This is a genomic window from Saccharopolyspora sp. NPDC050389 (genome assembly GCF_040655595.1).
In the GTDB taxonomy this organism is placed as follows: domain Bacteria; phylum Actinomycetota; class Actinomycetes; order Mycobacteriales; family Pseudonocardiaceae; genus Saccharopolyspora.
The window spans coordinates 1-24,823 of sequence record NZ_JBFAKG010000021.1 but is presented as its reverse complement, the minus strand read 5'-3'; the positions used below and the strand labels follow the sequence as shown (position 1 = coordinate 24,823).

The following is a 24,823-nucleotide window of genomic DNA, read 5'->3' as shown; positions in this document are numbered from 1 at the left end:
GGACCTCGCGATGACCGCTGCTGCCCATGCCCAGAACTCCGCGAAGAAGACCTTCGACCTGGGCAATGCCGTCGAACTGGTGTCCAAGGAAGAGGGCCACCGGCAGCCGCTGGCCCCCGAATTCGTCTCGCTGGAAGACTTCTCCCCGCTCGAGGTCGCCTACGACTTCGGCCGGATCCGCCGCGAAGACATCGAGTCCGGCCCGCGTTCCATCTGGCGCTACAAGCAGCTGCTCCCGGTTCCCTCCAACGTCGAGGAGCACCCGAACACCGACCCGGGCTGTACCCGGCTGGTCCGGGCCGACAACCTCGCGAAGGCGTTGGGCGTCAAGCGGATCTGGATCAAGGACGACACCGGCAACCCCACCCACTCCTTCAAGGACCGCGTCGTCGCGGTGGCGCTGGCCGCCGCCCGCGAGTTCGGGTTCAAGGTGCTTGCCTGCCCCTCCACCGGCAACCTCGCCAACGCGGTAGCCGCCGCCGCGGCCCGCGCCGGCTGGGACTCGGTGGTGCTGGTCCCCAAGACCCTGGAGCGCGCCAAGATCCTGATGAGCGCGGTCTACGACGGTTCGCTGCTGGCCGTCGACGGCAACTACGACGACGTGAACCGGCTGGCCACCGAGCTCGCCGCGGAGCACGAGGACTGGGCGTTCGTCAACGTCAACGTGCGGCCCTACTACTCCGAAGGCTCGAAGACGCTGGCCTTCGAGGTCGCCGAGCAGCTCGGCTGGCGCATCCCCGAGCAGATCGTGGTACCGATCGCCTCCGGCTCGCAGCTGACCAAGGTCTACAAGGGATTCAACGAGCTCGGCCAGGTCGGCCTGGTGGAGCCGAGCCCGGTGCGGATCTTCGGCGCGCAGGCCACCGGCTGCTCCCCGGTTTCGACGGCGTACAAGGGCGGCCACGACGTGGTCCAGCCGGTGCGGCCGGACACCATCGCCCGCTCGCTGGCCATCGGCGCTCCCGCCGACGGCCCGTACGTGCTCGACATCGTGCGCAAGACCGGCGGTGCCATCGAGGACGTCACCGACGACGAGGTCCGCGACGGCATCCGGCTGCTGGCGCGCACCGAGGGCATCTTCGCCGAGACGGCCGGTGGGGTCACTGTTGCCACGGGGAAGAAGCTCATCGACGCGGGCAAGATCGACCCGGACGCCGAGACCGTGCTGCTGATCACCGGTGACGGGCTGAAGACCCTGGACGCGGTGCAGGACCAGATCGGCCCGAAGGCCACCGTCGCGCCGACCACCGAAGCGGTCAACCAGGCGCTGGGCCTCTGAGCCGACCCGCAACCTGATTCGAGGGCGCGGCGTCACCGCACGGCGGTGGCGCCGCGCTTTCGTCCACAACGGACAATCACGGGTGCTTGAGCCGCGTTCTACGACTCGCCTGCGCGCAGCGGATCGCCTCTGGCGACGTAGCGGGGGCCCTGCGGGCCGGGCAGGATCGCGATATCTCCTTCCTGATCGGTGCGCAGCACTTTCGTGCCCGCGCGGGTGAGGTTGTCGACGACGAACGGGCTCGGGTGTCCGTAGGTGTTGCCGGCGCCGACGCTGATCACGGCCAGCCGCGGGCGCACTGCTTGCAGGAAACGCGGTGCGGTGTAACGGGATCCGTGGTGCGGAACCTTGAGCACATCGGCTCGAAGATCCGCGCCGGACGACACCAGCCGCCCCTGCCCGGGCAGTTCGACGTCGCCGGTGAGCAGGACTCGCCCGGCCGGGGTGGTCGCCAGCAGCACGATCGACGCGTCGTTGGCGTCGTCGGCCGACTGCGTGCGGGCCAGCACCGGGTCCGGGCCGAGCACGTCGAGGACCAGCCCCGGCCAGGCCGCGCGCTGCCCGGACAACAGCGGCACGACCGGAACCCGGTGCGCGCGGGCATCCCTTGCGACGTCGCCCATCGCCCACGCCGGCTCCCGCAGCGGACCGATCGCGACCGCGTCGACCGGGATCTTCCCCATCAGCGCGGCGAGCCCGCTCACGTGATCGGCGTGCAGGTGGGTGAGCACCGCCAGCGGGATTCGGCGAATCCCGAGCCGCCGCAGGCATTCCGCCGCCCGTTGCGGATCCGGCCCGGCGTCGACCACCACGGCCTCGTCCGGGCGACCGGTGGCCAGCACCAGCCCGTCGCCCTGGCCGACGTCGCAGGCGACCATGCTCCAGCCCGGCACCGGCCAGCCCGGCAGCATGGTGCGCACCGGCACGACCACCAGCACCACGAGCAACAGCGCCACCGCGACCACCAAGCGAATCCGCTTGCCGCGCAAGGCGATCAGCCCAGCCGCCGCGATCACCGCGAGCGCGAGCCCGCCGACGGTGCCCGATGGCCAGTCGAACGCCGCGCCGGGAACCGCCGCGGCCCGATCGGCGATCAGGATGATCCACTCCAGCTCCGGTGCCGCCAGCCAGCCGAGCACACCGGCCAACCAGGTCGATACCGGTGCTGCCACGGTGGCCAGCACTCCGAACACCGTCGCCGGTGCGACGACGGGCCCGGCCAGCATGTTCGCCGGCACCGCCACCAGGCTGACCTCGCCGGAGAGCGCCGCGATCAGCGGCGCCGTGACGACGTGCGCCGCCAGCGGGACGGCGATCGCTTCCGCCAACCCGACCGGCACTCCTCTCGCCCGCAGCGCCGACGACCACACCGGTGCCAGCAGCACCAGCCCGGCGGTGGCCGCGACCGATAGCGCGAAGCCCGCGCTGGTCGCCATGTCGGGCAGGAGCAGCAGCAGGCCGATCACGCTCGCGGACAGCACCGGCAACGCCGACCGCTGCCTGCCCAACACCAACGCGAGCAACGTGATCGCGCCCATCGCCGCCGCGCGCAACACGCTCGGTTCCGGGCCCGCCAGGACGACGAACCCGACTAGCGCCGCGCCCGCACCAACGGCCGACATGATCGGACCCGCGCCGACCAGGTGCAGCAGCACCAGCACCGCGCCGCACACGATCGCGAGGTTGGCGCCCGAAACCGCCGTCAGGTGGGACAGCCCGGCGGTTTCGAAGTTCTGCTCCACCTCCGGCGGCAGCCGCCCGGTGTCGCCGACCACCAGCCCCGGCAGCAGTCCGGCAGCCGCTGGGCCGAGCACGTCGGCCGAGACCCGCCGCAGGCCGTCCCGCAAGTCCTCCGCGACGCGCTGCCAACCCGGCGCGGCCTCGACGTCGGCCGGCGGGCCGAACACCTGGAACGCCGCAATCGTGAGCTCACCGGTGCGTGGCGGGGAGACCTTGCCGGTCGCCGTTACCTGTTGTCCGGCAATGAGATTCCGCCACTCCGCAGTCGGCACCAGCAGCACCACCGCGCCGCCTGCCCGCACCCGACGCCCGGCGAACTCAGCGGCCTGCAACTGCGCGCGGACCAGTGATCTGTCCGCCGCTCGCCGGGCGCCGAAGGACGCACCGCGCAACGGTGTCGGTGCGCTCGTCAACGTGACTCGCAGCGTCGCTCTATCGCTGTGCTCGGCGGCCAGCCGCACCGGGTGGTGCTCAACCGCGTGGACGCGAACCGCGATCCCGATAGCGGCAACGCCCGCCAGCAGCAGGACCACGAGTGCTCCCCTGGCAACCGGCCGGGCATGCACCGCCTTCCACACCAACGGCGCGGCCAGCAGGGCGAGCAGCGCCACGACCGCGGCCGGAACCCATCCCGCCAGCAATCCGGTCAACGTCACGGCCCAAACCGCGAGTGCGGTCGGCACCAGGCGCAGGTCGAGTCTTGCGATCACACCCGCACCACCTCCCGCAGCCGGTCGAACCGGGTTTCGCCGATGCCGCCGACTTCCTTCAGCTGCTCCACCGAGTCGAACCGGCCGTGTTCCGTCCGCCACTGCACGATCCGCTTGGCGGTGACCTCGCCAATGCCGGGTAGCTCATCGAGCTCTTCCTCCGTCGCGATGTTCAGATCGACTTTTCCGTCGCCGCCGGGTTGCCCGGGCGACGCCTGCGGCGGCGCCGGCACGGCGACGTAGAGCTGCTCGCCGTCGACCAGCCGGCGGGCCAGGTTGAGGCCCGTCAGATCTGTGTCCGGCAGCGGACCACCGGCCGACGCGACGGCGTCGGCCACCCGGGCGCCCGACGACACGGTGACCAGGCCTGGGCGGGTCACCCGGCCGACGACGCTGACGACGAGTTCCGGTGGCGCCGCCGGCGTGACCGGCACCGGCGGCGGCACTGGCACTATGGGTGGCGGCGCGGGTTCGGCCGTGGGCTGACTCGCCCACGTCCCGGCCACGATGCCGACCAGCACCACCAAGGCCACCAGGGCGAGCGCGAGCATCCCGATCCGGCCGGGGTCCACTCTGGACCTCAGCAAGGACTCAGGTAGCCATCTCTCGGCCCGGCGCCGCCAGGGCGAGCCGGATCCGGTATCCGGTGGCGGCACCGAGTAGCTCGGCCCGGCGCGCTCCGCCGGATCGTCGTAGGACGCATGGCGCTGCAGGGTTTGCAGCCTGCTTCTCGGATCGAGTTCGTCGAATTCATCTGCACTGGAACGAAAACTCTGGACACCGAACATGTTATCGACGGTAGAGCAACCGAAAGACGTTCCGCAGCTTTATTTTTCGCAGTTCAGACCACTGTGGATCAAATCGGCCTCGGATTCAGCTCGAAGGTGTGGAATCCGCCCACCGAAAGGTTTTCAGGCGTCCGAACGCCACCCGTCCGGGAGCACCACGACGCCCACCGCGCCCGGCCCGATGTGCGCGCCGATCACTGCGCCCACCTCCGAAACGACGCAGTCCACCGAATCCCCGAGCTCGGCCCGGATCTGACCGGCGAGCCGCTCGGCGCGCTCCGGCGCGGCCAGGTGGTGCACCGCGATCGCGGCGCGAGAACCCGCCGCACGCAACGAAATCTCCAGCAACCGAGCCATCGCCCGGGTGGTCGTGCGCACCTTCTCCAACGCGTCGATGCGACCGTCGTGCACGTGCAACAGCGGCTTGATGGCCAACGCGGTGCCCAACACCGCCGCGGCGGTCCCGATCCGCCCGCCACGCCGCAGGTATTCCAAGGTCTGCACGGAGAACAACGTCGTCGTGCGCTCGGCGGTCGAAGCCGCGACGCGCTCCACCTCGGTCAGCTCAGCTCCCGCCTTCGCCGCCTCAGCGGCCGCGAGCACCGAGAAACCCAACCCCATGGCGGTAGACCGCGAATCGACGACCCGGACCCGCTCGGGATCCACCTCGCGGGCGGCCAGCCGCGCCGCGTCCCAGGTGCCCGACAGCTGGCGGGACAGGTGCACCGCCACGACTCCGTCGGCGCCGCCGTCCAACGCGTCCTGATATGCCTGCGCCAGTTCCTGCGGCGTCGCGCCCGCGGTGGTGACCCGGTGCTTGCGGTCGAAGGCCCGCGCGAGATCACCGGGACCGAAATCGGACTCGTCGACCGCGGCGGCCCCATCCACGCTGACGTGCAACGGAACGGTCCGCACCGCGTACTGCGCGGCGTATCCCGCCGGCAGGTACGCCGTCGAATCGGTGACGACTGCAATGGGCACGCCGCAACCCTACGACGTCACGAGCCGAACGCGATCAGCCCTCGACCCCGGCGTTGAAAGCGACCAGCCGCCAGCGGTCGGCCTCGCCGCCCTGCCGCTTCAGCACGACCCAGTGGCAGTTGCCGATACCGCCCAGCCCCGGCCACAGGTCCAGCGGCAAGCCGACGAGCTTGGCGGTCAGCGCGGTGATCAGCCCACCGTGCGCGCACAGCAACGCGGTGCCGTGGTGCTGGTTGTCCAGGTCCTCGACGACCTCCTCCGCGCGCTCGGCCACCTCGACGCGGGACTCGCCGCCCGGCGGCGCCCACGTCGGGTTCGCCCGCCACGTGCTCAGAGCTCCGGGCCAGCCGTGCTCGACCTCCGCGACGCTGAGCCCCTGCCACTCCCCGAGGTGCGTCTCGCGCAGCCGCTTGTCCAGCCGCAGCGAAGCCCCGCTGACCTCGACGAACGCGGCCGCGGTCGTGCGGGCCCGGTTAAGGTCCGAGCTGAACGCGACGTCCGGGGCGAACCGGGCGATCGCCGGCGCGGCGCGCCGGGCCTGCTCCTGGCCGGCCTCGGTCAGCGAGCTGTCGAGGTGGCCCTGCATGCGGCCCGTCGCGTTGTAGTCGGTCTCTCCGTGCCGCCAGAGCACTAACCGGTCAAGGCTCACGATTCGGCGTCCGGCGAGTCCGCCTCGGCGGGCGCGTTCTGGTCCTCGAACTCGATCCGCGGGCAGTCCTTCCACAGCCGTTCCAGCTGGTAGAACGCGCGCTCGTCGGAGTGCTGGACATGCACCACGACGTCGACGAAGTCCAGCAGGACCCACCGGCCCTCGCGCGCGCCCTCCCTTCGCACCGGCTTGGAGCCGGCGGCGCGCAGCTTCTCCTCGACCGCGTCGACGATCGCTTCGACGTGCCGCTCGTTGGGCGCGGATGCGATCAGGAAGCAGTCGGTGATGACCAGCTGCTCGGAGACATCCAGCAGGACCACGTCGGTGGCCTTCTTGTCCGCCGCGGCCTGCGCCGCGATCAGAGCCAGCCGTCGGGCGTTCTCGGTGGCTGCCACGTCACTCCTCTCGGGTGGGCCCGGTGTGCGGCCCACGCCGGATAGAGGATAGCCAGCCCGCCCCACACCAGGCCGAACCCGCCTCCACGGTCATCGGACCGCGACATCCTTCATGCCCGAAGCACACGGCCGCCTTCAACGCCCGGCCGCACGCGGGAACATCCGACGCCGACCTGGTCAAACAGGTGCGCGAACCGGGACTCGCCGCCGGTCAGGAGGACGACGCCGGGCCCCATTCCGATCCGGAATCTTCCCGGTACAGGCCTCGCTTGGTGATGTACTGCACGATTCCGTCCGGGACCAGGTACCAGACCGGTAGGCCCGCCCGGACCCGGTCCCGGCAGCCGGTCGACGAGATCGCCATCGCCGGGATCTCCACCAGCGACACCGCTCCCGCGGGTAGGTGGGCTCCGTTGAGCGAGTAGCCGGGCCGGGTCACGCCGATGAAGTGCGCCAGGTCGAAGAGCTCCTCGACCCGGTGCCAGGACAGGATCTGCTCCAGCGCGTCCGCACCGGTGATGAAGTACAGCTCCGCGTCCGGGAACTGCTGGTGCAGGTCGGTGAGGGTGTCCGCGGTGTAGGTCGGGCCGCTGCGGTCGATGTCGACGCGGCTGACCAGGAATCGCGGGTTGGACGCGGTGGCGATGACCGTCATCAGGTAGCGGTCCTCGGCGGGGCTGACCACCTCGTGGCTCTTCTGCCACGGCTGGCCGGTGGGCACGAAGACGACCAGTTCCAGGCCGAACTGGGCCTGCACCTCGCTGGCCGCGACCAGGTGTCCGTGATGAATGGGATCGAAGGTGCCACCCATGACCCCGATCCTGCGACGAGACATAGCTGACAAGCCTAGGAAGTCGATGCCCCGCGATGGTCGGCGGGGCGTGCGTGCCACATCACGCCGGCTGTGCGGCCCGGCTCGCACTCCCCTGCGAACCGGGCCCCACGCCACGCCGACCGTGGAGCCCGGCCCACGCTCCCCCCTGAGCCGGGCCCCACGGCCCTACACGACCCCTCGGCGGCTGGGGGCCCACCTCGGGTCGCCGGCGCTGCCATTTCTCAGGCGCGCACCGGTGTGACGCGCGCACCCGGGCACCCATGACGCGGACACAAACGTGTCCTACATCACTCTTCTGGGGCTACTACGTCGCCGGTTTCGGCGTCCTTGACCAGGATCGCCTCCACCGGGCAGGACTCCGCCGCGTCGACCACCTGGTCGGCCGGGTCCACCGTCGCCTGTCTGGCGCAGCCGTACCCGTCCACCAGCTCGAAGTGATCCGGCGCGACACCGGCGCACATGCCGGATCCGATGCAGGTGTCCGCGTCGACCTCGATCGACCAGCTCATTCGCCACCTCTTCCAGTTATGAGCGAGATCACTCGACACCTTGCCACGTCAGCAGCATCCGCTGGGGCCCGCGGACGAGCATTCCGCTCTTCCACTCGACGTCTTCCGCGGACGTCGCGAAGCGCAGCCCCGGCAGCCGGGTCAGCAGCGTGCGCAGCGCGACCTGCAGCTCCAGCCGCGCGAGCTGGGCGCCGAGGCAGTGGTGCGGGCCGTGCCCGAAGCCGAGGTGCGTCGCTTCCCGGCGGGTCAGGTCGAGCTGTTCCGGATCGCTGAACACCGCCTCGTCGCGGTTCGCCGCCGACGCGCTGACCATGACCGCCTCACCGGCCCGCACCAGCGCGCCGCCCAGCTCCACGTCCTCGGTGGCGTATCGCGGGAAGCCGGCGCCGACGCCGAGCGGCACGTAGCGCATCAGCTCCTCGACGGCCTGCGGCACCACGTCGAGGTCCGCACGCAGCTCGGCGAGTTGTGCCGGGTGCGTCAGCAGCACGTAGACGAAGTTCGGGATCTGGGTCGCGGTGGTCTCGTGACCGGCCACCAGGATCCCGGACGCCAGCCGGACGAGTTCGTGCTCGGACAGCTTGTCCTGCTCGTCGCGGGCCGCGATCAACGCGCTGAGCAGGTCGTCGGCCGGTTCCTCGCGGCGTTGGGCGATCAGCCCGGCGATGTAGCCGAACATCTTGTCGATGTAATCGGTCACCTGCTCCGGGGTGAGCTTCGTGGTGGACAGGAACGCGTCCGACCACACCCGGAAGTCCCCGCGGTCGGCGTAGGGCACGCCGAGCAGTTCGCAGATGACGGTGATCGGCAGCGGCAGCGCGAATTCCTCGACGAGGTCGACGGGTTCGCCTCGTTCGACCATCCGGTCCACCAGGCCGTCGGCGATCTCCTGGGTGCGCGGCCGCAGCTGTTCCACGCGGCGCGCGGTGAAGGCCTTCGCGACCAGCTTGCGGAGGCGGGTGTGGTCCGGCGGGTCCATGCTGAGCAGCCCGCCTTGCGGACCGCTCGGCCGCAGCCTGGGTTCGTCGTGGTCGACCGCCGCGGCGCGGCTGAAACGCGGATCGCCCAGCACGATCTTGGTGTCTTCGTAGCGGGTCGCCAGCCAGGCCGCCTCGCCGTAGGGCAGCTGGATCCGGGTCAGCGGTTCCTGCTCGCGCAGTCGCGCGTAGAGGGGATCCAGGTTCAGCTTGTCGGCCGCGCTGAAGGGATAGGTCCTCGGCTCCGTGGTGGTCATGCACAGCTCCCGGTGGACGTTATGTAAGCGAGCGCTTACATCATCACCGTACGCGGGCCGCGGTGCAGGTGCACGCCTTGATCACTTTTCGTCCGGAAGGTCCGTTCGCTCCAGCAGAACGGAAATCCCGCGCGCCACGTGCCGCGCGACGACGTCGGGATCGGCGTCCGCCAACGGGGATTTGCCCAGCACCGAACGGACCATCCCGATCCCGAACAGCCACGCCAGCACCAGATCCGCGCGCAGCTCGGCATCCGGCGCGTCCGTGAGCTCCGCCAGCCGGGCGGCATAGCGCGCGCCCAACTCCTCACGCAGCACGTGGGCGGCGCGCTCGTCGCCGTAGGAGCGCAGCATCGCCGCGATCGGATGTTCGGCACCGCTGAGCTGGTCCGCGGACAAGAGGTTGCCGAGGATCCGCAGCGGCAGCTCCTCCGGCGGCTGCGCTTCTAGCAGCCGGGCGCTGTTGTGGCTGAGCACCGCCGCGAAAAGCTCCTGCTTCGAACCGAAGTAGCGGAACAGCAGGGCTTGGTTCACCCCCGCCAGCGCCGCCACGTCGCGCACCGTGGTCGCGTTGAAGCCGCGCTCGGCGAACAGCGCCGACGCGGCCTGCAACAGCGCGTCCTTGGTGGCGGCCGAGTCACGTTTGCGGCGCGGCGCCTGGGTCAAAGTCAGCTCCCCGGGCAGGAACTGGTGCTCGACGGGGCGGAGCCCGGCCGCACGTGCCCGTCGCCGAAGGCCAGCCACTTCGTGGACGTCAGCTCCGGCAGCCCCATCGGCCCGCGGGCGTGCAGCTTCTGGGTGGAGATGCCGATCTCGGCGCCCATCCCGAACTCGGCGCCGTCGGTGAACGCGGTGGAGGCGTTGACCATCACCGCCGCGGCGTCCACCTGGACGGTGAACTGCCGTGCCGCGCGGACGTCGCTGGTCACGATGGCCTCGGTGTGCCCGGAGCCATGGGCGCGGATGTGCTCGACGGCGTCGGGCAGCGAATCCACCACCGCCGCCGCGATGTCCAGCGACAGGAACTCGGTGTCCCAGTCCTCGTCGGTCGCCTCGACCACGTTGGAGCCGCCGACGGCGACGACGCGCTCATCGCCGTGCACCGTCACGCCCGCGCCGTGCAGCTCGGCAAGCGCTCGGGGCAGGAACTCCTCGGAGATGTCCTTGTGCACCAGCACGGTTTCAGCCGCGTTGCACACGCTCGGGCGCCGGGCCTTGGAGTTGAGCAGGATCCGCAGCGCGGTGTCGATGTCCGCGGTCGCGTCGACGTACACGTGGCAGTTGCCGACGCCGGTCTCGATCGCGGGCACCGTGGCGTTCTGCACGACGGCGGAGATCAGCCCGGCACCGCCGCGCGGGATCACCACGTCCACCAGCCCGCGCGCGGTGATCAAGTGCTGCACGGACGCCCGGTCGTGGCACGGCAGGAGCTGCACGGCGTCAGCCGGTAGACCGTGCTCGCGGACCACGTCGGCGAGGATCGACACCAGCACGGTGTTGGAGTGCTCCGCCGAGGACGAGCCCCTCAGCAGCACCGCGTTGCCCGCCTTCAGCGTCAGGCCCGCGGCGTCCACGGTGACGTTGGGACGACCCTCGTAGACGATCCCGACCACGCCGAGCGGCACCCGGACCTGCTGCAACTGCAACCCGTTGGGCAGCACGCTGCCGCGCACCACCTCACCCACCGGATCCGGCAGGCCGGCGACCGTGCGCAACCCGTCGGCCATCGCCTCGACGCGTTCGGTGCTCAGGCTCAGCCGGTCGATCAGGCTTTCCGGCATCCCCGACTCGCGGCCCGCGGCGACGTCCCGGTCGTTGGCGGCGATGATCTCCGGCGCTCGCCGCACCAGCGCCTCGGCCATCGCGTGCAGCAACGCGTCCTTGTCGCCCCGGATGGCCTGCGCCAGCCCGGCCGCCGCCCGCTTGGCGCGCCGCGCCGCGTCGCGAACCTGCTCCCGCAGCTCGTCGCCGGACACCTTGCCTGTGATCGTGGACTCGGTGGTGGTCACCCGCCCAGACTAGTCCGTTCGGACAACGTCACGGCACCGGATTTCACCCCGGACGTGGCACGTCGTGGGCATCCGGTAGGAATCGGTCGTGGACGAAAACGCGCTGCGCGAACTCGCCGACGACCGACTCCGCGCGCTGGCCGGCCCCGATGCCGCGCTGCGCGAGGACCAGTGGAGCGCCATCCGCGCGCTGGTGCTGGAGCGCCGCCGCGCGCTGGTGGTGCAGCGCACCGGCTGGGGCAAGTCCGCCGTCTACTTCATCGCCACCGCGCTGCTGCGCGAGCTCGGCGAGGGCCCGACGGTGATCGTTTCGCCGCTGCTCGCGCTGATGCGCAACCAGGTCGACGCGGCCGCGGCGGCCGGCGTGCACGCCGCCACGATCAACTCCGCGAACCCCGACGAGTGGGCCGACATCGAGGAACAGGTCGCCGCCGGCGAGATCGACGTGCTGCTGGTCAGCCCGGAACGGCTGAACAACCCCGACTTCCGCGACACGATCCTGCCCGAGCTCACCCAGACCGCGGGCCTGCTGGTGGTGGACGAGGCGCACTGCATCTCCGACTGGGGCCACGACTTCCGCCCGGACTACCGGCGGCTGCGGACGCTGCTCACCGAGCTGCCGGAGGGCGTCCCGGTGCTGGCGACCACGGCCACCGCGAACGACCGCGTCGTGCAGGACGTCGCCGACCAGCTCGGGGTGGGCGGCGAGTACACCGATCCGCAGGAAACGCTGGTGCTGCGCGGCACCCTCGACCGGGAGAGCCTGCGGCTGGGCGTCGTCCGGTTGCCCTCGGCGGAGGCGCGGCTGGGCTGGCTGGCGAGCCACCTGAAGGAGCTGCCCGGCTCCGGAATCATCTACACGCTGACCGTGGCGGCGACCGACGAGATCGCCGCCTACCTGCGCGATCAGGGCTACGAGGTGGCGTCCTACTCGGGCCGCACCGATCCCGCCGAGCGGCAGCAGGCCGAGGCGGACCTGCTGGCGAACCGGGTCAAGGCGCTGGTGGCGACGTCGGCGCTGGGCATGGGTTTCGACAAGCCCGACCTCGGTTTCGTGGCCCACCTCGGCGCGCCGTCCTCGCCGATCGCCTACTACCAGCAGATCGGCCGCGCCGGGCGCGGCGTGCAGCGGGCGGAGGTGCTGCTGCTGCCCGGGCCGGAGGACCGCGACATCTGGAGCTACTTCGCGTCGCTGGCGTTCCCGCCGGAGCCGACGGTGCGCGCGGTGCTCGACGCGCTGGCACAGCAGGAGCGCATGTCGACGGCCGCGCTGGAGCCGCACGTCGAGCTGGGGCGCACCCGGCTGGAGATGGTGCTGAAGGTGCTGGACGTCGACGGGGCCGTCCGCCGGGTGAAGGGCGGTTGGGAAGCCACCGGCGAGCCGTGGCACTACGACGCCGAGCGCTACAACCGCATCGCCGCGGAGCGGAAGTCCGAGCAGCAGGCGATGCTCGACTACCTCGGCACGTCGTCGTGCCGCATGGAGTTCCTGCGGCGGCAGCTCGACGATCCGGCGGCCGAACCCTGCGGGCGCTGCGACAACTGCACCGGCTCCGGGTATTCCGGCGACGTCGACGAGCAGGCCGTGCAGCAGGCCGAGGAGCGACTGCGGCGGCCCGGTGTGGAGGTTTCGCCGCGCAAGATGTGGCCGAGCGGCATGGACGCGCTGGGCGTCCCGGCCTCCGGCAAGGTGCCCGCCGGGGAGCAGGCCACCGCGGGCCGGGCGATCGGGCGGCTCACCGACATCGGCTGGGGCAACCGGCTGCGCGAACTGCTCGCCACCGGCGCGCCCGACCAGGAACTGCCGGACGACCTGTTCCAGGCCGGGATCAAGGTGCTGGCCTCGTGGGAGTGGGCGCAGCGCCCGGTAGGCGTGGTCGCGCTCGGCTCGCGAACGCGGCCGCGGCTGGTGCGCAGCCTGGCGGAGCGGATCGCCACGATCGGCCGGCTGCCGCTGCTCGGCGAGGTGCTGACGAACCCGAACACGACGCCTCGGCGCGCCACGAACAGCGCGCAGCGGGTGGCTTCGCTGTGGCAGCAGTTCAAGGTGCCCGAGGAACTCGCCGCCAAGCTGTCCACACTGGACGGACCGATTCTGCTGATGGACGACTACGCCGACACCGGCTGGACCGTCACGGTCGTCAGCCGCCTGCTCCGGCAGGCGGGCGCCCCTGCGGTCCTCCCCTTCACCCTCGCCACCACCTCGTGAGCCAGGGCTCGTGAGCACTTTGGACCGCTATGCCGATCCAAAGTGCTCACGAGCACTCACCGGGCCGAACTCCACTCCGCGATGACGTCGTCGAGGACCGGCATCGGCAGCGGGCCGTTGCCGATGACCACGTCGTGGAAGGCCCTGAGGTCGAAGGCCGGGCCCAGCTCCGCTTCCGCCCTGGCGCGCAGCCGCTGGATCTCCAGGCGCCCGACCAAGTAGGACAGCGCCTGCCCCGGATTTTCGATGTAGCGGTCGGTTTCCGACTGGATCTCGACCTCCGGCATCACCGTGTTCGCCCGTAGGAAGTCCACCACCTGCTGCCGGCTCCAGCCGAAGGCGTGCAGCCCGGTGTCCACCACCAGCCGCGCCGCGCGCATCGAATCCATCGCGAGCATGCCCAGCCGGGCGATGTCGTCGGAGTACAGGCCGGCCTCGTCGGCGAACCGCTCGGCGTACAGGCCCCAGCCCTCCATGAACGCGTTGATCCACGCGACGCGCCGGATCTGCGGCACCCCGGTCAGCTCCTGCGCGAGGGTGATCTGGAAGTGGTGCCCTGGAACGGCTTCGTGGAACGCCGTCGCCTCGGCCAGGAACCGGGGGCGTTCTTCGGCGCGGTAGGTGTTGGCGTAGTAGATCCCCGGCCTGGAGCCGTCCAGCGGCGCCGGTAGGTACGCGGCCGCGGTCGCGGTCGCCTCGCGGTCCGCCGGAACGGCTTCCACCCGGCACCGCTGCGCTGGCTGCCGCCCGAACCAGTTCGGCGCCGCCTGTTCGGCGCGGCGGATCGCCGCCCGGGCCGCGCCGAGCAGTTCCGCCGCGTTCTGCCAGCACAACGCCGGATCGGTGCGCATCCGTTGCTGCACCTCGGCGGCGGTTCGCAGCCCGAACTCCCGCGAACCGATTTCCGCGTACTCCTCGGCAAGTTCCTCGATCGCCGCGAGCCCGGTGCGGTGCAATTCCTCCGGCGTCCAGTCGACCGTCGTGTGCATCCGGGCCAAGGCCGCGTAGGTTTCCGCCCCGTCCGGCAGCCAGCACAGCCCCGGCCGGTCGTCGGGCCGGCCGTGCGGCTGGATCTCGGTCTGCAGGACGTGGCGGTATTCGGCGAGCGCCGGTCGGACCGCCTCGGCGAGCAACCGGTCCCGCTCGTCGGCGCTGCGCAACGGCGCTTGCCGCAGCGGATCGCTTTCCGGCGCCGACAGATACGCGTCGAGGTGCGCGACCGCATCCCGGACCCGGCGCGCGACCGGCGGCCGCCCGGCCGCCACGCCGCGGCGGTGCCGTTCCGCCGCCTTAGCCAGGAAATCGGGGATCGCGGCGAGTCGGGCCAGGAAGTCCCGTTCCTGCTGTGGCCCGGACGGCCGGACGGCGGGCAGCAGTTCGAGCAGCTTGGCGATCGGCGAGATCAGCAGGTCGTGCATGGTGTGCTCGACCAGGCGCGCGCCGAGCCGCGTCGCGACCGCCTCGGCCTGCTGCACCACCACGCCGCGGGTGATCCGGTCCTCCGGCGGCGGATCGAGCTCGCGGGCCGCGGCGGCGATGCGCAGCGCGCGCTCCCGGATCTCGGACTCCGCGGACTCGTCGAGATCGCCGAGCCGGTGGTCGATTCCCGGCAGCCCTTGGAGGAGTTCGTTCAGCGGATCCTCGTCCGCCAGGACCTCGATCAGTTCGTCGGCAAGCCCGCGCGCAGTGATCACCAGACCAGTCTGCCCGGCGCGTCAACGCATTTGAACGAATTGGACCAACGTGCGCAATTCACCCGAAATAGGTCGCGAAAAGGTGCGAAGGCGAACGAAATGCGGAAAACCCGGCTCGGTGCCCTCGAACCGAGGCCGAGGGCACCGCAGGAGTTGGCGTCAGGAATCGAATCGGCCGGCGCGCACCCCGGCGACGAACGATCGCCACTGATCGCCCGAAACCGCGAGGTACCCGGCCGTCCGGTGCTTCGAATCCCGGACGGCCGCGCCGTCACCGAAGCGGCCGACCTCGACGCAGTCGCTCACCTGCGCCGACCGGCTCGACTTCCGCCAACCAACCGGCTGTGCCGTAGTCACGCAATGGCCTCCATCTCGTTCGCACACTTGGCGATGAACCCGATCGATTCGTCGTGATCCATCGCGAACGAGAGCAGGGTAGTGATCGCGTCCAGGTATTCCTGCGCTAGTCCGGGGTTGTACAGAAAGGCGGCGGATCGGTAGTGCTCCAAGTGGACGATCGGTTGCGCCTTCGGGAATTCGAACACCACGAACGGGCCGACGTGCCCGGGATGCCAGGACGTCGAACCGCTTGGCACCACACGGACGTCGATGTTGGACCACTCCGCCAGTTCCGCGACCTTGCGGAGCTGTTCGGCCATCACGGCGTGCCCGCCGATCGGCTCCTGGAGCGCGTGCTCGCTGATGATCGCCATCAGGCGCGGGCCGTTTCGGGCGGAGAGGATCTCCCGGCGGCCAACGCGCATCAACACCAGCTTCTCCACCTCGCCGACCGGCCGGCCGCGCATCACGGCGCGCGCGTAGTCGGAAGTCTGCAGCAGCCCCGGAACCAGCCCGGTGGCCACATTGGTGATGCGGGTGGCGGTGCGCTCGAACTCGATCAGCGCGGTCAGCTCCTGCCGCACGCCGGCGCGATCCGCGGTGAGCCAGTTCGGCGCATCGGCGTCGCGCGCCATCTCGACGAGTCGATCACGTTCGGTAGCCGAAACGCCCAGCGCCGTCACGAACGCGGCCACCACTTCCGGCGGCGGCACGGACTTGCCCGTCTCGTACCGCATCAGCTTGACGTGATTGGTGTCGAGCTCCTGTGCCAGCGCGCGGAGGCTCTTGCCGACCAGTTCCCGGGCTTCGCGCAGCTCAGCCCCGAGCGCGCGGGCCTTCGGCGTGCCGCCAGTGGTACGGGTCATGAAACATAGCGAAACAGAATTCGGGTCTGGTAACTACTACCTGTTCAGGTAATTGGCCAGCCGTTTCAGTACCACCAGAATGGTACGTGCGACGACGCCCGACCAGGAGGGCACCGACCAGCCTCTCAGCCGCCCGGTGCGGCCCCGGTGTCCAGTACCGCGTTCCAGGCGGCGTCGTACCCCGGAACCGGCTGCCGGACGCGACACGCGGCGGACGCCTCAGTCGAGTTGGAACAGGCGGTGATCTTGCATGCCTCACCCGTTTCGCTGGCAACCCGGCGATGGACAGCGTCATGCCACTCTGAAACCCCGTCCCCGTGGCGGCTTTCCGGCGGACACGCAGATCGAGACGCTGTGCGGCAAGCAGATCACCACGGACAACTCCGACGTCGCGTGGCTGTGGACGACCTGTCCGGAGTGCAACAGGTTCGCGCACGAGCTGACCGGTACCCCGATCGCGCCCTGTAGTCCAGTTCCTCCCACAGGGTGAATTCGGATCTTCCGTACGGGCGACGCAGACCGTACTGTGTCGTCACCCGTACGAGGTCCGGAGGACAACCGCATCTCCGGCGCACGGGCGTCCTGCCACCACACCGGAGGATGCGATGGCGCACGAAGCAGCGACGGCCGAGGATTCCCGGCTACCCGTCCGAACCCTGGTCGCTGCCAGCATCGGCAACGCGGTCGAGTGGTACGACTGGACCATCTACACCGCCTTCAGCGTCTACTTCGCCACGGCGTTCTTCCCGGGTGAACTCGCGCTGATCAACACGCTTGCCACGTTCGCGCTGGCGTTCTTCTTCCGCCCGCTCGGCGGCTGGCTGCTCGGGCGGTTCGCCGACCTCCGGGGCCGCAAGACGGCGATGCTGGTGACCATCTCGCTGATGGCCGGTGGTTCGCTGATCATCGGCCTGCTGCCGACGTTCCAGTCGATCGGCTGGGCCGCGGGCATTCTGCTGATCCTGGCGCGCATCGGGCAGGGCCTCTCGCTGGGCGGCGAGGTGTCCAACGCATCGGCCTACCTGGCGGAGATCGCTCCGCCGGCCAAACGCGGCCGCTACTCGGCGTTCTTCTACATCTCGACCGGCTCCGCGCTGCTCGTCGCCTCGCTGCTCGGCTACGCGCTGACGGCGCTGCTCACCGAGGAGCAGCTCACCGACTTCGGCTGGCGGATCCCGTTCCTGATCGGCGGCGTGCTCGGATTGCTCGGCATCTGGTTGCGCCGCACGCTCGAGGAGACCGAGCAGTTCGAGGACAACCGCGCCAAGGCCAAGGCGCTGAAGAATCCACTGTGGATGACGCTCAAGCACCACCCCAAGGCGGTCGGCCAGCTGGTGGGCTTCAGCATGCTGTCCACGCTTTGCTACTACACGTTCTTCAGCGCGCTGACGCCGTTCGCGGTGAAGACCAGGCACGCCGACGCCACCGACGTGTTCCTCGCGCTGTCGATCGCCACCGCGTTGTTCATCGCGCTGCAGTACCCGATGGGCGCGCTGTCGGACCGCATCGGGCGCAAGCCGCAACTGCTGGTCTGGTCGGCGGCGACCGCGGTCCTCATCGTGCCGCTTTCCACATTGGTCGGTCCCGGGCTGGGCGGCCTGCTGGTGGTCTTCTGCGTCGGAATCGCGTTGTACACCGCGATGACCTCGATCGCTCCGGCGATCATGTCGGAGCTGTTCCCGACCGAGCTGCGCGGCCTGGGCATCGGCGCCTGGTACAACCTCACCGTTGCGATCTTCGGCGGCACCGCGCCGCTGGTGATCCAGACGCTGGCACGCTACGACCTGTCGACGATGTTCTTCTGGTACATCGCGATTGCCTCGGCGATCGCGTTCTTCGTGATCCGCACGCTTCCCGAAACCAAGGCCACCGAACTCCGCTGACCTTCGACCGGCTCAACAGTGAAGGGCACCTCCGACTCACCCGGTCGGCGGTGCCCTTCACTTCAAGGAGATCGTCCTCAGCGGAGCGGGACGAGGTCGTCGGCGTGGACCACCTCTCGGCGTTGTTCCGCCGGTAGCTCGTGCGTCGAACGGCCGATCAGGTCCGGCAGTTCCGCAGCGTCGTAGGCGACCACGCCGCGGCCCACCACCTTGCCGGCCGGGTTGACCAGCTCGACCACGTCGCCGCCGTCGAACGCGCCCTCCACCGCCGTGATGCCCGCCGCCAGCAGGGAACGGCGGCGCTTGACCACCGCTGCCACCGCACCATCGTCCAGCCACAGGCGGCCGTTGGCCCCGGCAGCGTGCGCCAGCCAGAAGCGGCGCGCCGAAAGCCTGCTGCCGGTCGCCGCGAAGGCGGTGCCGACATCGGCCGGGCCGAGCGCGCGTTCGGCCAGCGCGGCGGAAGTCAGCAGCACCGGAATCCCCGAGGAGCAGGCGACTCTCGCCGCCTCCACCTTCGACGCCATGCCACCGGTGCCCAGCCCGGACGCGCCGGTGCGGCCCGCTTGCACGCCTTCCATGTCCGCGTCGCCGTTGACCTCGCGGATCGCCGAAGCGTCGCCGCGGCGCGGATCACCGTCGTACAGGGCGTCCACATCGGACAGCAGGACCAGCGCGTCGGCGCCCACCAGGTGTGACACCAGCGCGGCCAGCCGGTCGTTGTCGCCGAAGCGGATCTCGTGCGTCGCGACCGTGTCGTTCTCGTTGACCACCGGCACCGCGCCGAGGCCGAGCAGCCGGTCCAAGGTGCGCTGCGCATTGCGGTAGTGACCGCGGCGCACCACGTCGTCCGCGGTGAGCAGCACCTGTCCGACCGTCAGGTCGTAGCGCGAGAAGGACTCGGCGTACGCGTGCGCCAAGGCCTGCTGGCCGACGCTCGCCGCAGCCTGCTGGGTCGCGAGATCCTTCGGCCTGCGGCTCAGCCCCAGCGGCGCGATGCCAGCTGCGATCGCTCCCGACGACACCAGCACCACTTGGCCACCGGCGGCGACCCGCCGGGCCACGGTGTCGACCAGCGCCGTCAGCCGCTCGGCGTCCAGGCCGCCCTTCGTGGTGGTCAGCGACGACGACCCGACCTTCACCACGACGCGCTGCGCCGCCGCGACCGCCTTCCTGGTCGCCGACAGCTGATCGCTCACCGGCCGTCCTCCTCCTCGACGTACCGGCCGAACTCGTCCAGGCTGCTGCGGCGCGCCTTCTTCGCCGCCTTGCGGTCGGTCGCCGAGATCCGGTCGTCGTGGTCGATGCGCAGGTCGGTGCCGCGGCGGCCGAGCACGCCCGCCACCCCGGCCGGCGTGGACGGCTCCCAGTCGAAGGTCATGTTGCCGATGGTCACCTGGCTACCGGGCTTCGCGCCGCGCTTGGCCAAGGCCTCCTCCACGCCGAGCTTCGCCAGCCGGTCGGCGAGGAAACCGATCGCCTCGGTGTTGCCGAAGTCGGTCTGCCGCACCCACCGCTCCGGCTTCTCGCCGCGCACCACGAACGCGTCCTCGAACTGGGGATCGGGCTCGACGGTGAAGCTGCCGGCGTCCACGGCCGCTGGCCGGACCACCACTCGCGCCGGCTCCGGCGGCGGCAGCTGCGCGCGGTAGCGCTCGACCTCGGCGGCCATCGCGAAGCTCAGCTCGCGCAGCCCTTCGCGGGACGCGGTGGACACCTCGAACACCGGCCAGCCGCGCGCCTCCAGATCCGGCTTGACCAGCTCGGCCAGTTCGCGGGCCTCCGGCACGTCCATCTTGTTGAGCACGACCATCCGCGGGCGGGATTCCAGGTCCTGGCCGCCCTGCTCGGCCTTCAGCGCCGGGGTGTACTGCGCCAGCTCGTTCTCCAGTGCGTCCACATCGGACAGTGGATCGCGGCCGGGTTCGAGCGTGGCGCAGTCCACCACGTGCATCAGGACCGCGCAGCGCTCGATGTGGCGCAGGAAGTCCAGGCCCAGGCCGCGGCCCTCGCTGGCACCCGGGATGAGCCCCGGCACGTCCGCCACGGTGAACACCGTTTCGCCCGCGGTGACCACGCCGAGGTTGGGCACCAGCGTGGTGAACGGGTAGTCGGCGATCTTCGGCCGCGCCGCGGAAAGCACCGAGATCAGCGACGACTTGCCGGCCGACGGGAATCCGACGAGGCCGACGTCGGCGACCGACTTCAGCTCCAGCACCAGTTCGAACTGCTCCCCCGCCTCGCCGAGGAGCGCGAAGCCGGGCGCCTTGCGCGCCTTGGACGCCAGCGCGGCGTTGCCGAGCCCGCCGCGGCCGCCGGCGGCGGCGACGAAGGTGGTGCCGACGCCGATGAGGTCGGCCAGCACCTCGCCGTCCTCGGTCAGCACCACGGTGCCGTCCGGGACCGACAGGATCAGGTCTCCGCCCTGCGCGCCGTTGCGCATGCTGCCCTGGCCCGGCTTGCCGTTGGCCGCGCGGGCGTTCGGGCGGTAGTGGAAGTCGAGCAGGGTGTGCACGTTGGGATCCACGACGAGCTGGACGTCGCCGCCCTTGCCGCCGTTGCCGCCGTCCGGCCCGCCCAGCGGCTTGAACTTCTCCCGGTGCACCGAGGCGCAGCCATGCCCGCCGTCGCCTGCCGCGACGTGGATGGTCACGCGGTCAACGAACCGCGACACGAATGCCTCCAGGAAAACTCCGGCCGAGCGTGGCCCGGCGAAAAAACAGTCTGGGCGCCGCGCTCGTGCATGCGCACGAGCACCGCACGCCACCTACCTCGATGGTGCCCCGCGTGGCACGTTGCCGCCGGGAGGCGTGACCACCCGCACAACGCAAACGACGAGGGGCGGGCCGGACTAGCCGGACCCGCCCCTCGTCGGGAAGTACTTCGCAGCCGAGAGCCGGATCAGGCCTCGGCCAACACCACGCTGACAGCCTTGCGGCCGCGGTAACGTCCGAACTGGACGGTGCCGGCGGACAGCGCGAACAGGGTGTCGTCGTTGCCACGCCCGACGTTCAGGCCAGGGTGGAACTTGGTGCCCCGCTGCCGGATCAGGATCTCGCCGGCCTTGACGACCTGGCCGCCGTAGCGCTTCACCCCGAGGTACTTGGGGTTAGAGTCGCGGCCGTTCCGAGAGCTGGATGCGCCCTTCTTGTGTGCCATGACTACTCAGGTCCTCACTTCGTGATGCCGGTGACCTCAACGCGGGTCAGCTTCTGACGGTGACCCTGACGCTTGTGGTAGCCGGTCTTGTTCTTGAACTTGTGGATGCGGATCTTGGGGCCCTTGGTCTGCTCGACCAGCTTGCCGGTCACCGACACCTTGGCCAGCACGTCGGCGTCGGTCGTGACATCGGAGCCATCGACGACCAAAAGCGCCGGGAAACTGACCTCGGAGCCCAGCTCGCCCTCGAGCTTCTCGACCTCGACGACGTCCCCGACAGCCACCTTGTACTGCTTGCCGCCGGTCTTGACGATCGCGTACATGAGTCGGAAGTCTCCTGCTGCTCGGTTTCGCTACTTCACCAGGTCTGCGGCGGACGTCCACCTCGACCGCGTGGATCGAGGATTCCTACCACGCCGCCGGTGCAGCGCCTCGGTGGGTTCCTGTCTCGGCAGCCGAGCCGCACGGGCAATCGCATTCGAAACAGGCGTTTTATCTCTCCGCCCGTCCGGCGGCGAGAAGTTCTCACCCATCATACAGACCGCTTTCCGAACCCCTATCGACCGGGGCCGCACCGCGGGAGAGACCGGCCGCGAGAGCCGGCGACGAGCGAGCCGCGACAGCGTACGACCGCCGGATCCGCGTGGTCAAATCCAGCCACGGTCGCCGTCTGATCTGCCAGGTCCTGACCTGCGCTTGCTACGGTGAGGCGCTATTGATTCGGACTGGGGAAACAAAAGCGTGACAGACATCGCATCGGAGACGAACCGGGGCGAGCGCGCCACCCCCGAAGCCCCCATTCCAGGCCCGGTGCGGCGGTTCGGCCCCGTGCTGCTCGGCCTGTCGGCGCTCGTGCCGCCGCTGATGATGCTTCGGGAAGTGCTGCGCTACCCGCAGATGCACTTCTACGACTACTGGTGGGTCCTGCTCGACCTCACCAACGACGACGGCTCGCTGCGCCCGGAGGCGCTGTTCGGGTTCCGCAACGAACACCCGTTCGTGCTGCCCAGCCTGCTGTTCTGGCTCAGCGCCCGGTTCGGGCACGGCCTCAACCAGCCGCTCGGGCTGGTGATCATCGCGTTCGGCGTCGCCAGCGTCCTGCTGGTATGGGCGATGCTGCCGAAGTCGCTGAACCCGTGGCAGCGGGCCGGGCTGGTGGCGGCCGCCTCGACGCTGGTGTTCAACCCGCACGGCATCCACAACTACGTGCGCTCGATGAGCGGAGCGTCGTGGATCCTCGCGCTGATGCTGGTGCTCGCCGCGCTGCTGGCGATGCAGCGCGAACACCGGGTGCTGGCGATCGTGTTCGGGCTGCTGGCGTCGATCAGCTACGGCACATCGTTCGCGGTGTGGCCGGCACTGGCACTGGTGGCCTGGCTGCGCGGTGACCGCCGTCGCTGGGTCGCGACGCCGCTGGTGGTCGGGTTCCTCGTGGTGGCCTCGTGGCTGGTGCTGCGCGGGCCGCAGGGCGGAGGCGGCGCTTCGCCGACCGACGATCCGGCGCAGGCGCTGCTCGCCGGGCTGAGCATGCTCGGCATGGTGTGGACCGGCACCGAGCCGTCGATCGCGCTGATCGCGGGCGTGGCGGGCCTGGCGGTGCTCGTGCTGCACGTGCGGCAGAGCCGCGAGGAATACCGCAGCGCCGCGCCGTGGTGGGGGCTGGCGGTCTACGCGGCCGGTTGCGCGGTGATGATCTCCGGCTCGCGGGCCGCGTTCGGCGAGGCCGCCGGGCTGCAGAGCCGGTACAACAGCATGACCGCCGCACTGTGGATCGCGGTGTTGGTGATCGTGGTCGCCTGGCCCCGCTGGCCGAAGATCCGCACCGTCGCCGTGGCGAGCACGGTGCTGGCCACCGTGGCGCTCGGCGCTCCCATGGCGCAGAGCGTGCGCTCCGATGCGCCGAACCAGAACCTGCTCGCCATCGCCGCGCGCATCGGCCACCCCGACGCGTTCGAGGACCGCTTCCCCGAACCGGACCGCCTGCTGCCGCGGCTGCAGGCGCTCGGGCACTACCCGTTCTCCGGCGAGTTCACGCTGGCCTGCCCCGATGGCCTGGAGATCGGCGACCGGATCAGCACCGCGGACTGGCGGACGCCCAGCGACGGCGCGCTGCGCGAGCCGCGTCCGGACGGCCGCGACGTGGTGCTCAACGTGGAGACCGACCAGATCCAGGGCGGTGCCCGGATGCTCAAGGGCTGGGCGATCTCCGGGATCGAGCGGGCCGAGTGCGTCGCGATGCTCGACCAGACCGGCACGGTCATCGGCGGTGGCGTGGTCGACATCCCGCGTTCGGACGCGGAAGCCCAGACACCCGGCATCGAGATCGGCCTGGGCTTCGAGGCCGTCGCCCCAGCGCAGCCCGGGCCGCTGCGCGTCGCCTTCCACTTCCCCGACGGCTGGTGGATCCGGCCCCTCACGGAAAGCCCGCAGGTCAAGCCATGACGGAAGCCGCACCGGAAGTCGAGGTCTCGCTACTGGCCCCGGCCAAGAACGAGCGAGAGAACCTGCCCCGGCTGTTCGCCGAGATCCGCGACGCGATGCAGCAGCAGCATCGGAGCTGGGAGCTGCTGATCGTCGACGACGGCAGCACCGACGACAGCTGGCAGGTGATCGCCGAGCAGGCCCGGCAGGACTCCCGGTTCCGCGGCATCCGGTTGCGGCGCAACTTCGGCAAGGCCGCTGCGCTGGCCGCGGGCGTCGCCGAGGTCCGCGGGCGATTGCTGGTCACGCTGGACGCCGACCTGCAGGACGACCCCGCCGAGATCCCGCGCCTGCTCGCCGAGCTCGACGACGGGGCCGACCTGGTCAGCGGCCACAAGGCGCAGCGGCAGGATCCGCTGGGCAAGCGGCTGCCCTCGAAGGTGTTCAACTGGGTCACCGGGCTGATCACCGGCCTGAAGCTGGCGGACCACAACTGCGGGCTGAAGGCCGCGCGGACCGAGATTTACCGGCGCGTGCCGCTGTACGGCGAGCTGCACCGCTACATCCCGGCGCTGGCGCACCAGCTGGGCTACCGGGTGCGCGAGCTTGCCGTGCACCACCGACCGCGGGTGCACGGCAAGTCCAACTACGGGCTGGAGCGGTACGTGCGCGGCGCGCTGGACCTGCTCACGGTCGTCGCTCTCACCCGTTACGGGCGTCGCCCGGCGCACCTCTTCGGCGGGCTCGGGCTGCTGGCCGGGACGATCGGCACGCTGATCCTGCTCTACCTGAGTGGCGTGTGGTTGTTCACCGAGCAGTCGATCGGCACCCGCCCGCTGCTGACGCTGGGCATCCTGCTGGAGATCTTCGCGGTGCAGATGATCTCCGTGGGCCTGCTCGCGGAGCTGATGCTGCACCGGACCGGGCGGGACCGGGATGTGGACGTGCTGGTGGCCGACCAGACGACGAGCGAAAGCCCGGCGCAGTCCGCCTGAGTTTCCGCGGGCAAGCCCGTGAGTGTTTTGTGCTGCTATAGAGGCTGTTTTGGAAGGGGTTGTGTGTGGTTGTGATATGTGGCTGATGATCACGTGTGAGGGCGTGTCGTAGCCGCAGACAAGGGCGG

23 protein-coding genes are annotated in these 24,823 nt (G+C 70.5%); 6 read left to right on the top strand and 17 right to left on the bottom strand.

Translation table 11 applies throughout. From position 1 onward, the window contains the following. Nucleotides 1-10 precede the first annotated feature (10 nt). The gene (gene thrC, locus AB0I53_RS16060; RefSeq protein ID WP_358602635.1) at nucleotides 11-1,279 is read left to right on the top strand and encodes a threonine synthase; all 1,269 of its coding nucleotides are present in this window, start codon (nucleotides 11-13) and stop codon (nucleotides 1,277-1,279) included. Nucleotides 1,280-1,377: 98 nt separating this feature from the next. On the opposite strand, the gene AB0I53_RS16055 is transcribed toward thrC, so the two are convergent. The 10 genes from AB0I53_RS16055 to AB0I53_RS16010 form a co-directional block, all read right to left on the bottom strand. Further along, entirely contained in the window at nucleotides 1,378-3,729 is a 2,352-nt protein-coding gene (locus tag AB0I53_RS16055) for a ComEC/Rec2 family competence protein (RefSeq protein WP_358602632.1), read from the bottom strand. Next, a complete protein-coding gene (locus AB0I53_RS16050) occupies nucleotides 3,726-4,517 on the bottom strand; it encodes a ComEA family DNA-binding protein (protein ID WP_358602630.1) in 792 nt (263 codons plus the stop codon). The genes AB0I53_RS16055 and AB0I53_RS16050 overlap by 4 nt, the downstream gene beginning before the upstream one ends. 123 nt (nucleotides 4,518-4,640) lie before the next feature. Next, nucleotides 4,641-5,498, bottom strand: a complete 858-nt coding sequence (locus tag AB0I53_RS16045) for a DegV family protein (protein WP_358602628.1) — start codon at nucleotides 5,496-5,498, stop codon at nucleotides 4,641-4,643. Nucleotides 5,499-5,532: 34 nt separating this feature from the next. Beyond that, the gene (locus tag AB0I53_RS16040; RefSeq protein WP_358602625.1) at nucleotides 5,533-6,147 is read right to left on the bottom strand and encodes a histidine phosphatase family protein; all 615 of its coding nucleotides are present in this window, start codon (nucleotides 6,145-6,147) and stop codon (nucleotides 5,533-5,535) included. Then, the gene (rsfS, locus tag AB0I53_RS16035; protein WP_358576687.1) at nucleotides 6,144-6,542 is read right to left on the bottom strand and encodes a ribosome silencing factor; all 399 of its coding nucleotides are present in this window, start codon (nucleotides 6,540-6,542) and stop codon (nucleotides 6,144-6,146) included. Before rsfS ends, AB0I53_RS16040 begins: the two co-directional genes overlap by 4 nt. A 211-nt stretch (nucleotides 6,543-6,753) precedes the next feature. Continuing rightward, entirely contained in the window at nucleotides 6,754-7,377 is a 624-nt protein-coding gene (nadD, locus tag AB0I53_RS16030; RefSeq protein ID WP_358602622.1) for a nicotinate-nucleotide adenylyltransferase, read from the bottom strand. 287 nt (nucleotides 7,378-7,664) lie between these two features. Then, nucleotides 7,665-7,886, bottom strand: coding sequence for a ferredoxin (locus AB0I53_RS16025; RefSeq protein WP_358602619.1), 222 nt, complete (start codon nucleotides 7,884-7,886; stop codon nucleotides 7,665-7,667). Nucleotides 7,887-7,914: 28 nt separating this feature from the next. Further along, complete coding sequence (locus tag AB0I53_RS16020) at nucleotides 7,915-9,120, bottom strand: cytochrome P450 (RefSeq protein WP_358602616.1); 1,206 nt, start codon at nucleotides 9,118-9,120, stop codon at nucleotides 7,915-7,917. 81 nt (nucleotides 9,121-9,201) lie between these two features. Continuing rightward, nucleotides 9,202-9,786 (bottom strand): TetR family transcriptional regulator, encoded by a 585-nt coding sequence (locus tag AB0I53_RS16015; RefSeq protein ID WP_358602613.1) that lies wholly within the window; start codon nucleotides 9,784-9,786, stop codon nucleotides 9,202-9,204. 2 nt (nucleotides 9,787-9,788) lie between these two features. Beyond that, complete coding sequence (locus tag AB0I53_RS16010; RefSeq protein WP_358602610.1) at nucleotides 9,789-11,129, bottom strand: glutamate-5-semialdehyde dehydrogenase; 1,341 nt, start codon at nucleotides 11,127-11,129, stop codon at nucleotides 9,789-9,791. Between the two features lie 88 nt (nucleotides 11,130-11,217). Between AB0I53_RS16010 and AB0I53_RS16005 the strand changes: the two genes are divergently transcribed. Next, complete coding sequence (locus tag AB0I53_RS16005; RefSeq protein ID WP_358602607.1) at nucleotides 11,218-13,338, top strand: RecQ family ATP-dependent DNA helicase; 2,121 nt, start codon at nucleotides 11,218-11,220, stop codon at nucleotides 13,336-13,338. Nucleotides 13,339-13,394: 56 nt separating this feature from the next. Here AB0I53_RS16005 and AB0I53_RS16000 read toward each other — a convergent pair whose 3' ends face one another. The 3 genes from AB0I53_RS16000 to AB0I53_RS15990 all read right to left on the bottom strand — a co-directional run bounded on the left by AB0I53_RS16000 (nucleotide 13,395) and on the right by AB0I53_RS15990 (nucleotide 16,237). Next, nucleotides 13,395-15,032: a DUF885 domain-containing protein gene (locus AB0I53_RS16000; protein ID WP_358602604.1), complete on the bottom strand. Its 1,638-nt coding sequence runs from the start codon at nucleotides 15,030-15,032 to the stop codon at nucleotides 13,395-13,397. A 159-nt stretch (nucleotides 15,033-15,191) separates the two neighbouring features. Beyond that, nucleotides 15,192-15,389 (bottom strand): DUF397 domain-containing protein, encoded by a 198-nt coding sequence (locus AB0I53_RS15995; protein ID WP_358602601.1) that lies wholly within the window; start codon nucleotides 15,387-15,389, stop codon nucleotides 15,192-15,194. After that, nucleotides 15,386-16,237: a helix-turn-helix transcriptional regulator gene (locus AB0I53_RS15990; RefSeq protein ID WP_358602598.1), complete on the bottom strand. Its 852-nt coding sequence runs from the start codon at nucleotides 16,235-16,237 to the stop codon at nucleotides 15,386-15,388. The genes AB0I53_RS15995 and AB0I53_RS15990 overlap by 4 nt, the downstream gene beginning before the upstream one ends. A gap of 250 nt (nucleotides 16,238-16,487) precedes the next feature. On the opposite strand from AB0I53_RS15990, the gene AB0I53_RS15985 reads away from it, so the two are divergent. Both AB0I53_RS15985 and AB0I53_RS15980 read left to right on the top strand, forming a co-directional pair. Next, nucleotides 16,488-16,727 carry a zinc finger protein gene (locus tag AB0I53_RS15985; protein WP_358602595.1) on the top strand — a complete coding sequence of 80 codons (240 nt, stop codon included), beginning with the start codon at nucleotides 16,488-16,490 and terminating at the stop codon, nucleotides 16,725-16,727. Between the two features lie 115 nt (nucleotides 16,728-16,842). Next, nucleotides 16,843-18,120 (top strand): MFS transporter, encoded by a 1,278-nt coding sequence (locus AB0I53_RS15980; RefSeq protein ID WP_358602592.1) that lies wholly within the window; start codon nucleotides 16,843-16,845, stop codon nucleotides 18,118-18,120. 77 nt (nucleotides 18,121-18,197) lie between these two features. On the opposite strand, the gene proB is transcribed toward AB0I53_RS15980, so the two are convergent. The 4 genes from proB to rplU form a co-directional block, all read right to left on the bottom strand. Beyond that, complete coding sequence (proB, locus tag AB0I53_RS15975; protein WP_358602892.1) at nucleotides 18,198-19,307, bottom strand: glutamate 5-kinase; 1,110 nt, start codon at nucleotides 19,305-19,307, stop codon at nucleotides 18,198-18,200. An 8-nt stretch (nucleotides 19,308-19,315) separates the two neighbouring features. After that, nucleotides 19,316-20,806, bottom strand: coding sequence for a GTPase ObgE (gene obgE / locus AB0I53_RS15970; protein WP_358602890.1), 1,491 nt, complete (start codon nucleotides 20,804-20,806; stop codon nucleotides 19,316-19,318). A gap of 215 nt (nucleotides 20,807-21,021) precedes the next feature. Further along, nucleotides 21,022-21,279 carry a 50S ribosomal protein L27 gene (gene rpmA, locus AB0I53_RS15965; RefSeq protein ID WP_358602590.1) on the bottom strand — a complete coding sequence of 86 codons (258 nt, stop codon included), beginning with the start codon at nucleotides 21,277-21,279 and terminating at the stop codon, nucleotides 21,022-21,024. Between the two features lie 14 nt (nucleotides 21,280-21,293). Beyond that, entirely contained in the window at nucleotides 21,294-21,602 is a 309-nt protein-coding gene (rplU, locus tag AB0I53_RS15960; RefSeq protein ID WP_358377510.1) for a 50S ribosomal protein L21, read from the bottom strand. 418 nt (nucleotides 21,603-22,020) lie between these two features. Between rplU and AB0I53_RS15955 the strand changes: the two genes are divergently transcribed. Then, complete coding sequence (locus AB0I53_RS15955; RefSeq protein WP_358602587.1) at nucleotides 22,021-23,721, top strand: hypothetical protein; 1,701 nt, start codon at nucleotides 22,021-22,023, stop codon at nucleotides 23,719-23,721. Further along, a complete protein-coding gene (locus AB0I53_RS15950) occupies nucleotides 23,718-24,695 on the top strand; it encodes a glycosyltransferase family 2 protein (protein WP_358602584.1) in 978 nt (325 codons plus the stop codon). The genes AB0I53_RS15955 and AB0I53_RS15950 overlap by 4 nt, the downstream gene beginning before the upstream one ends. The last annotated feature ends 128 nt before the right edge of the window (nucleotides 24,696-24,823 follow it).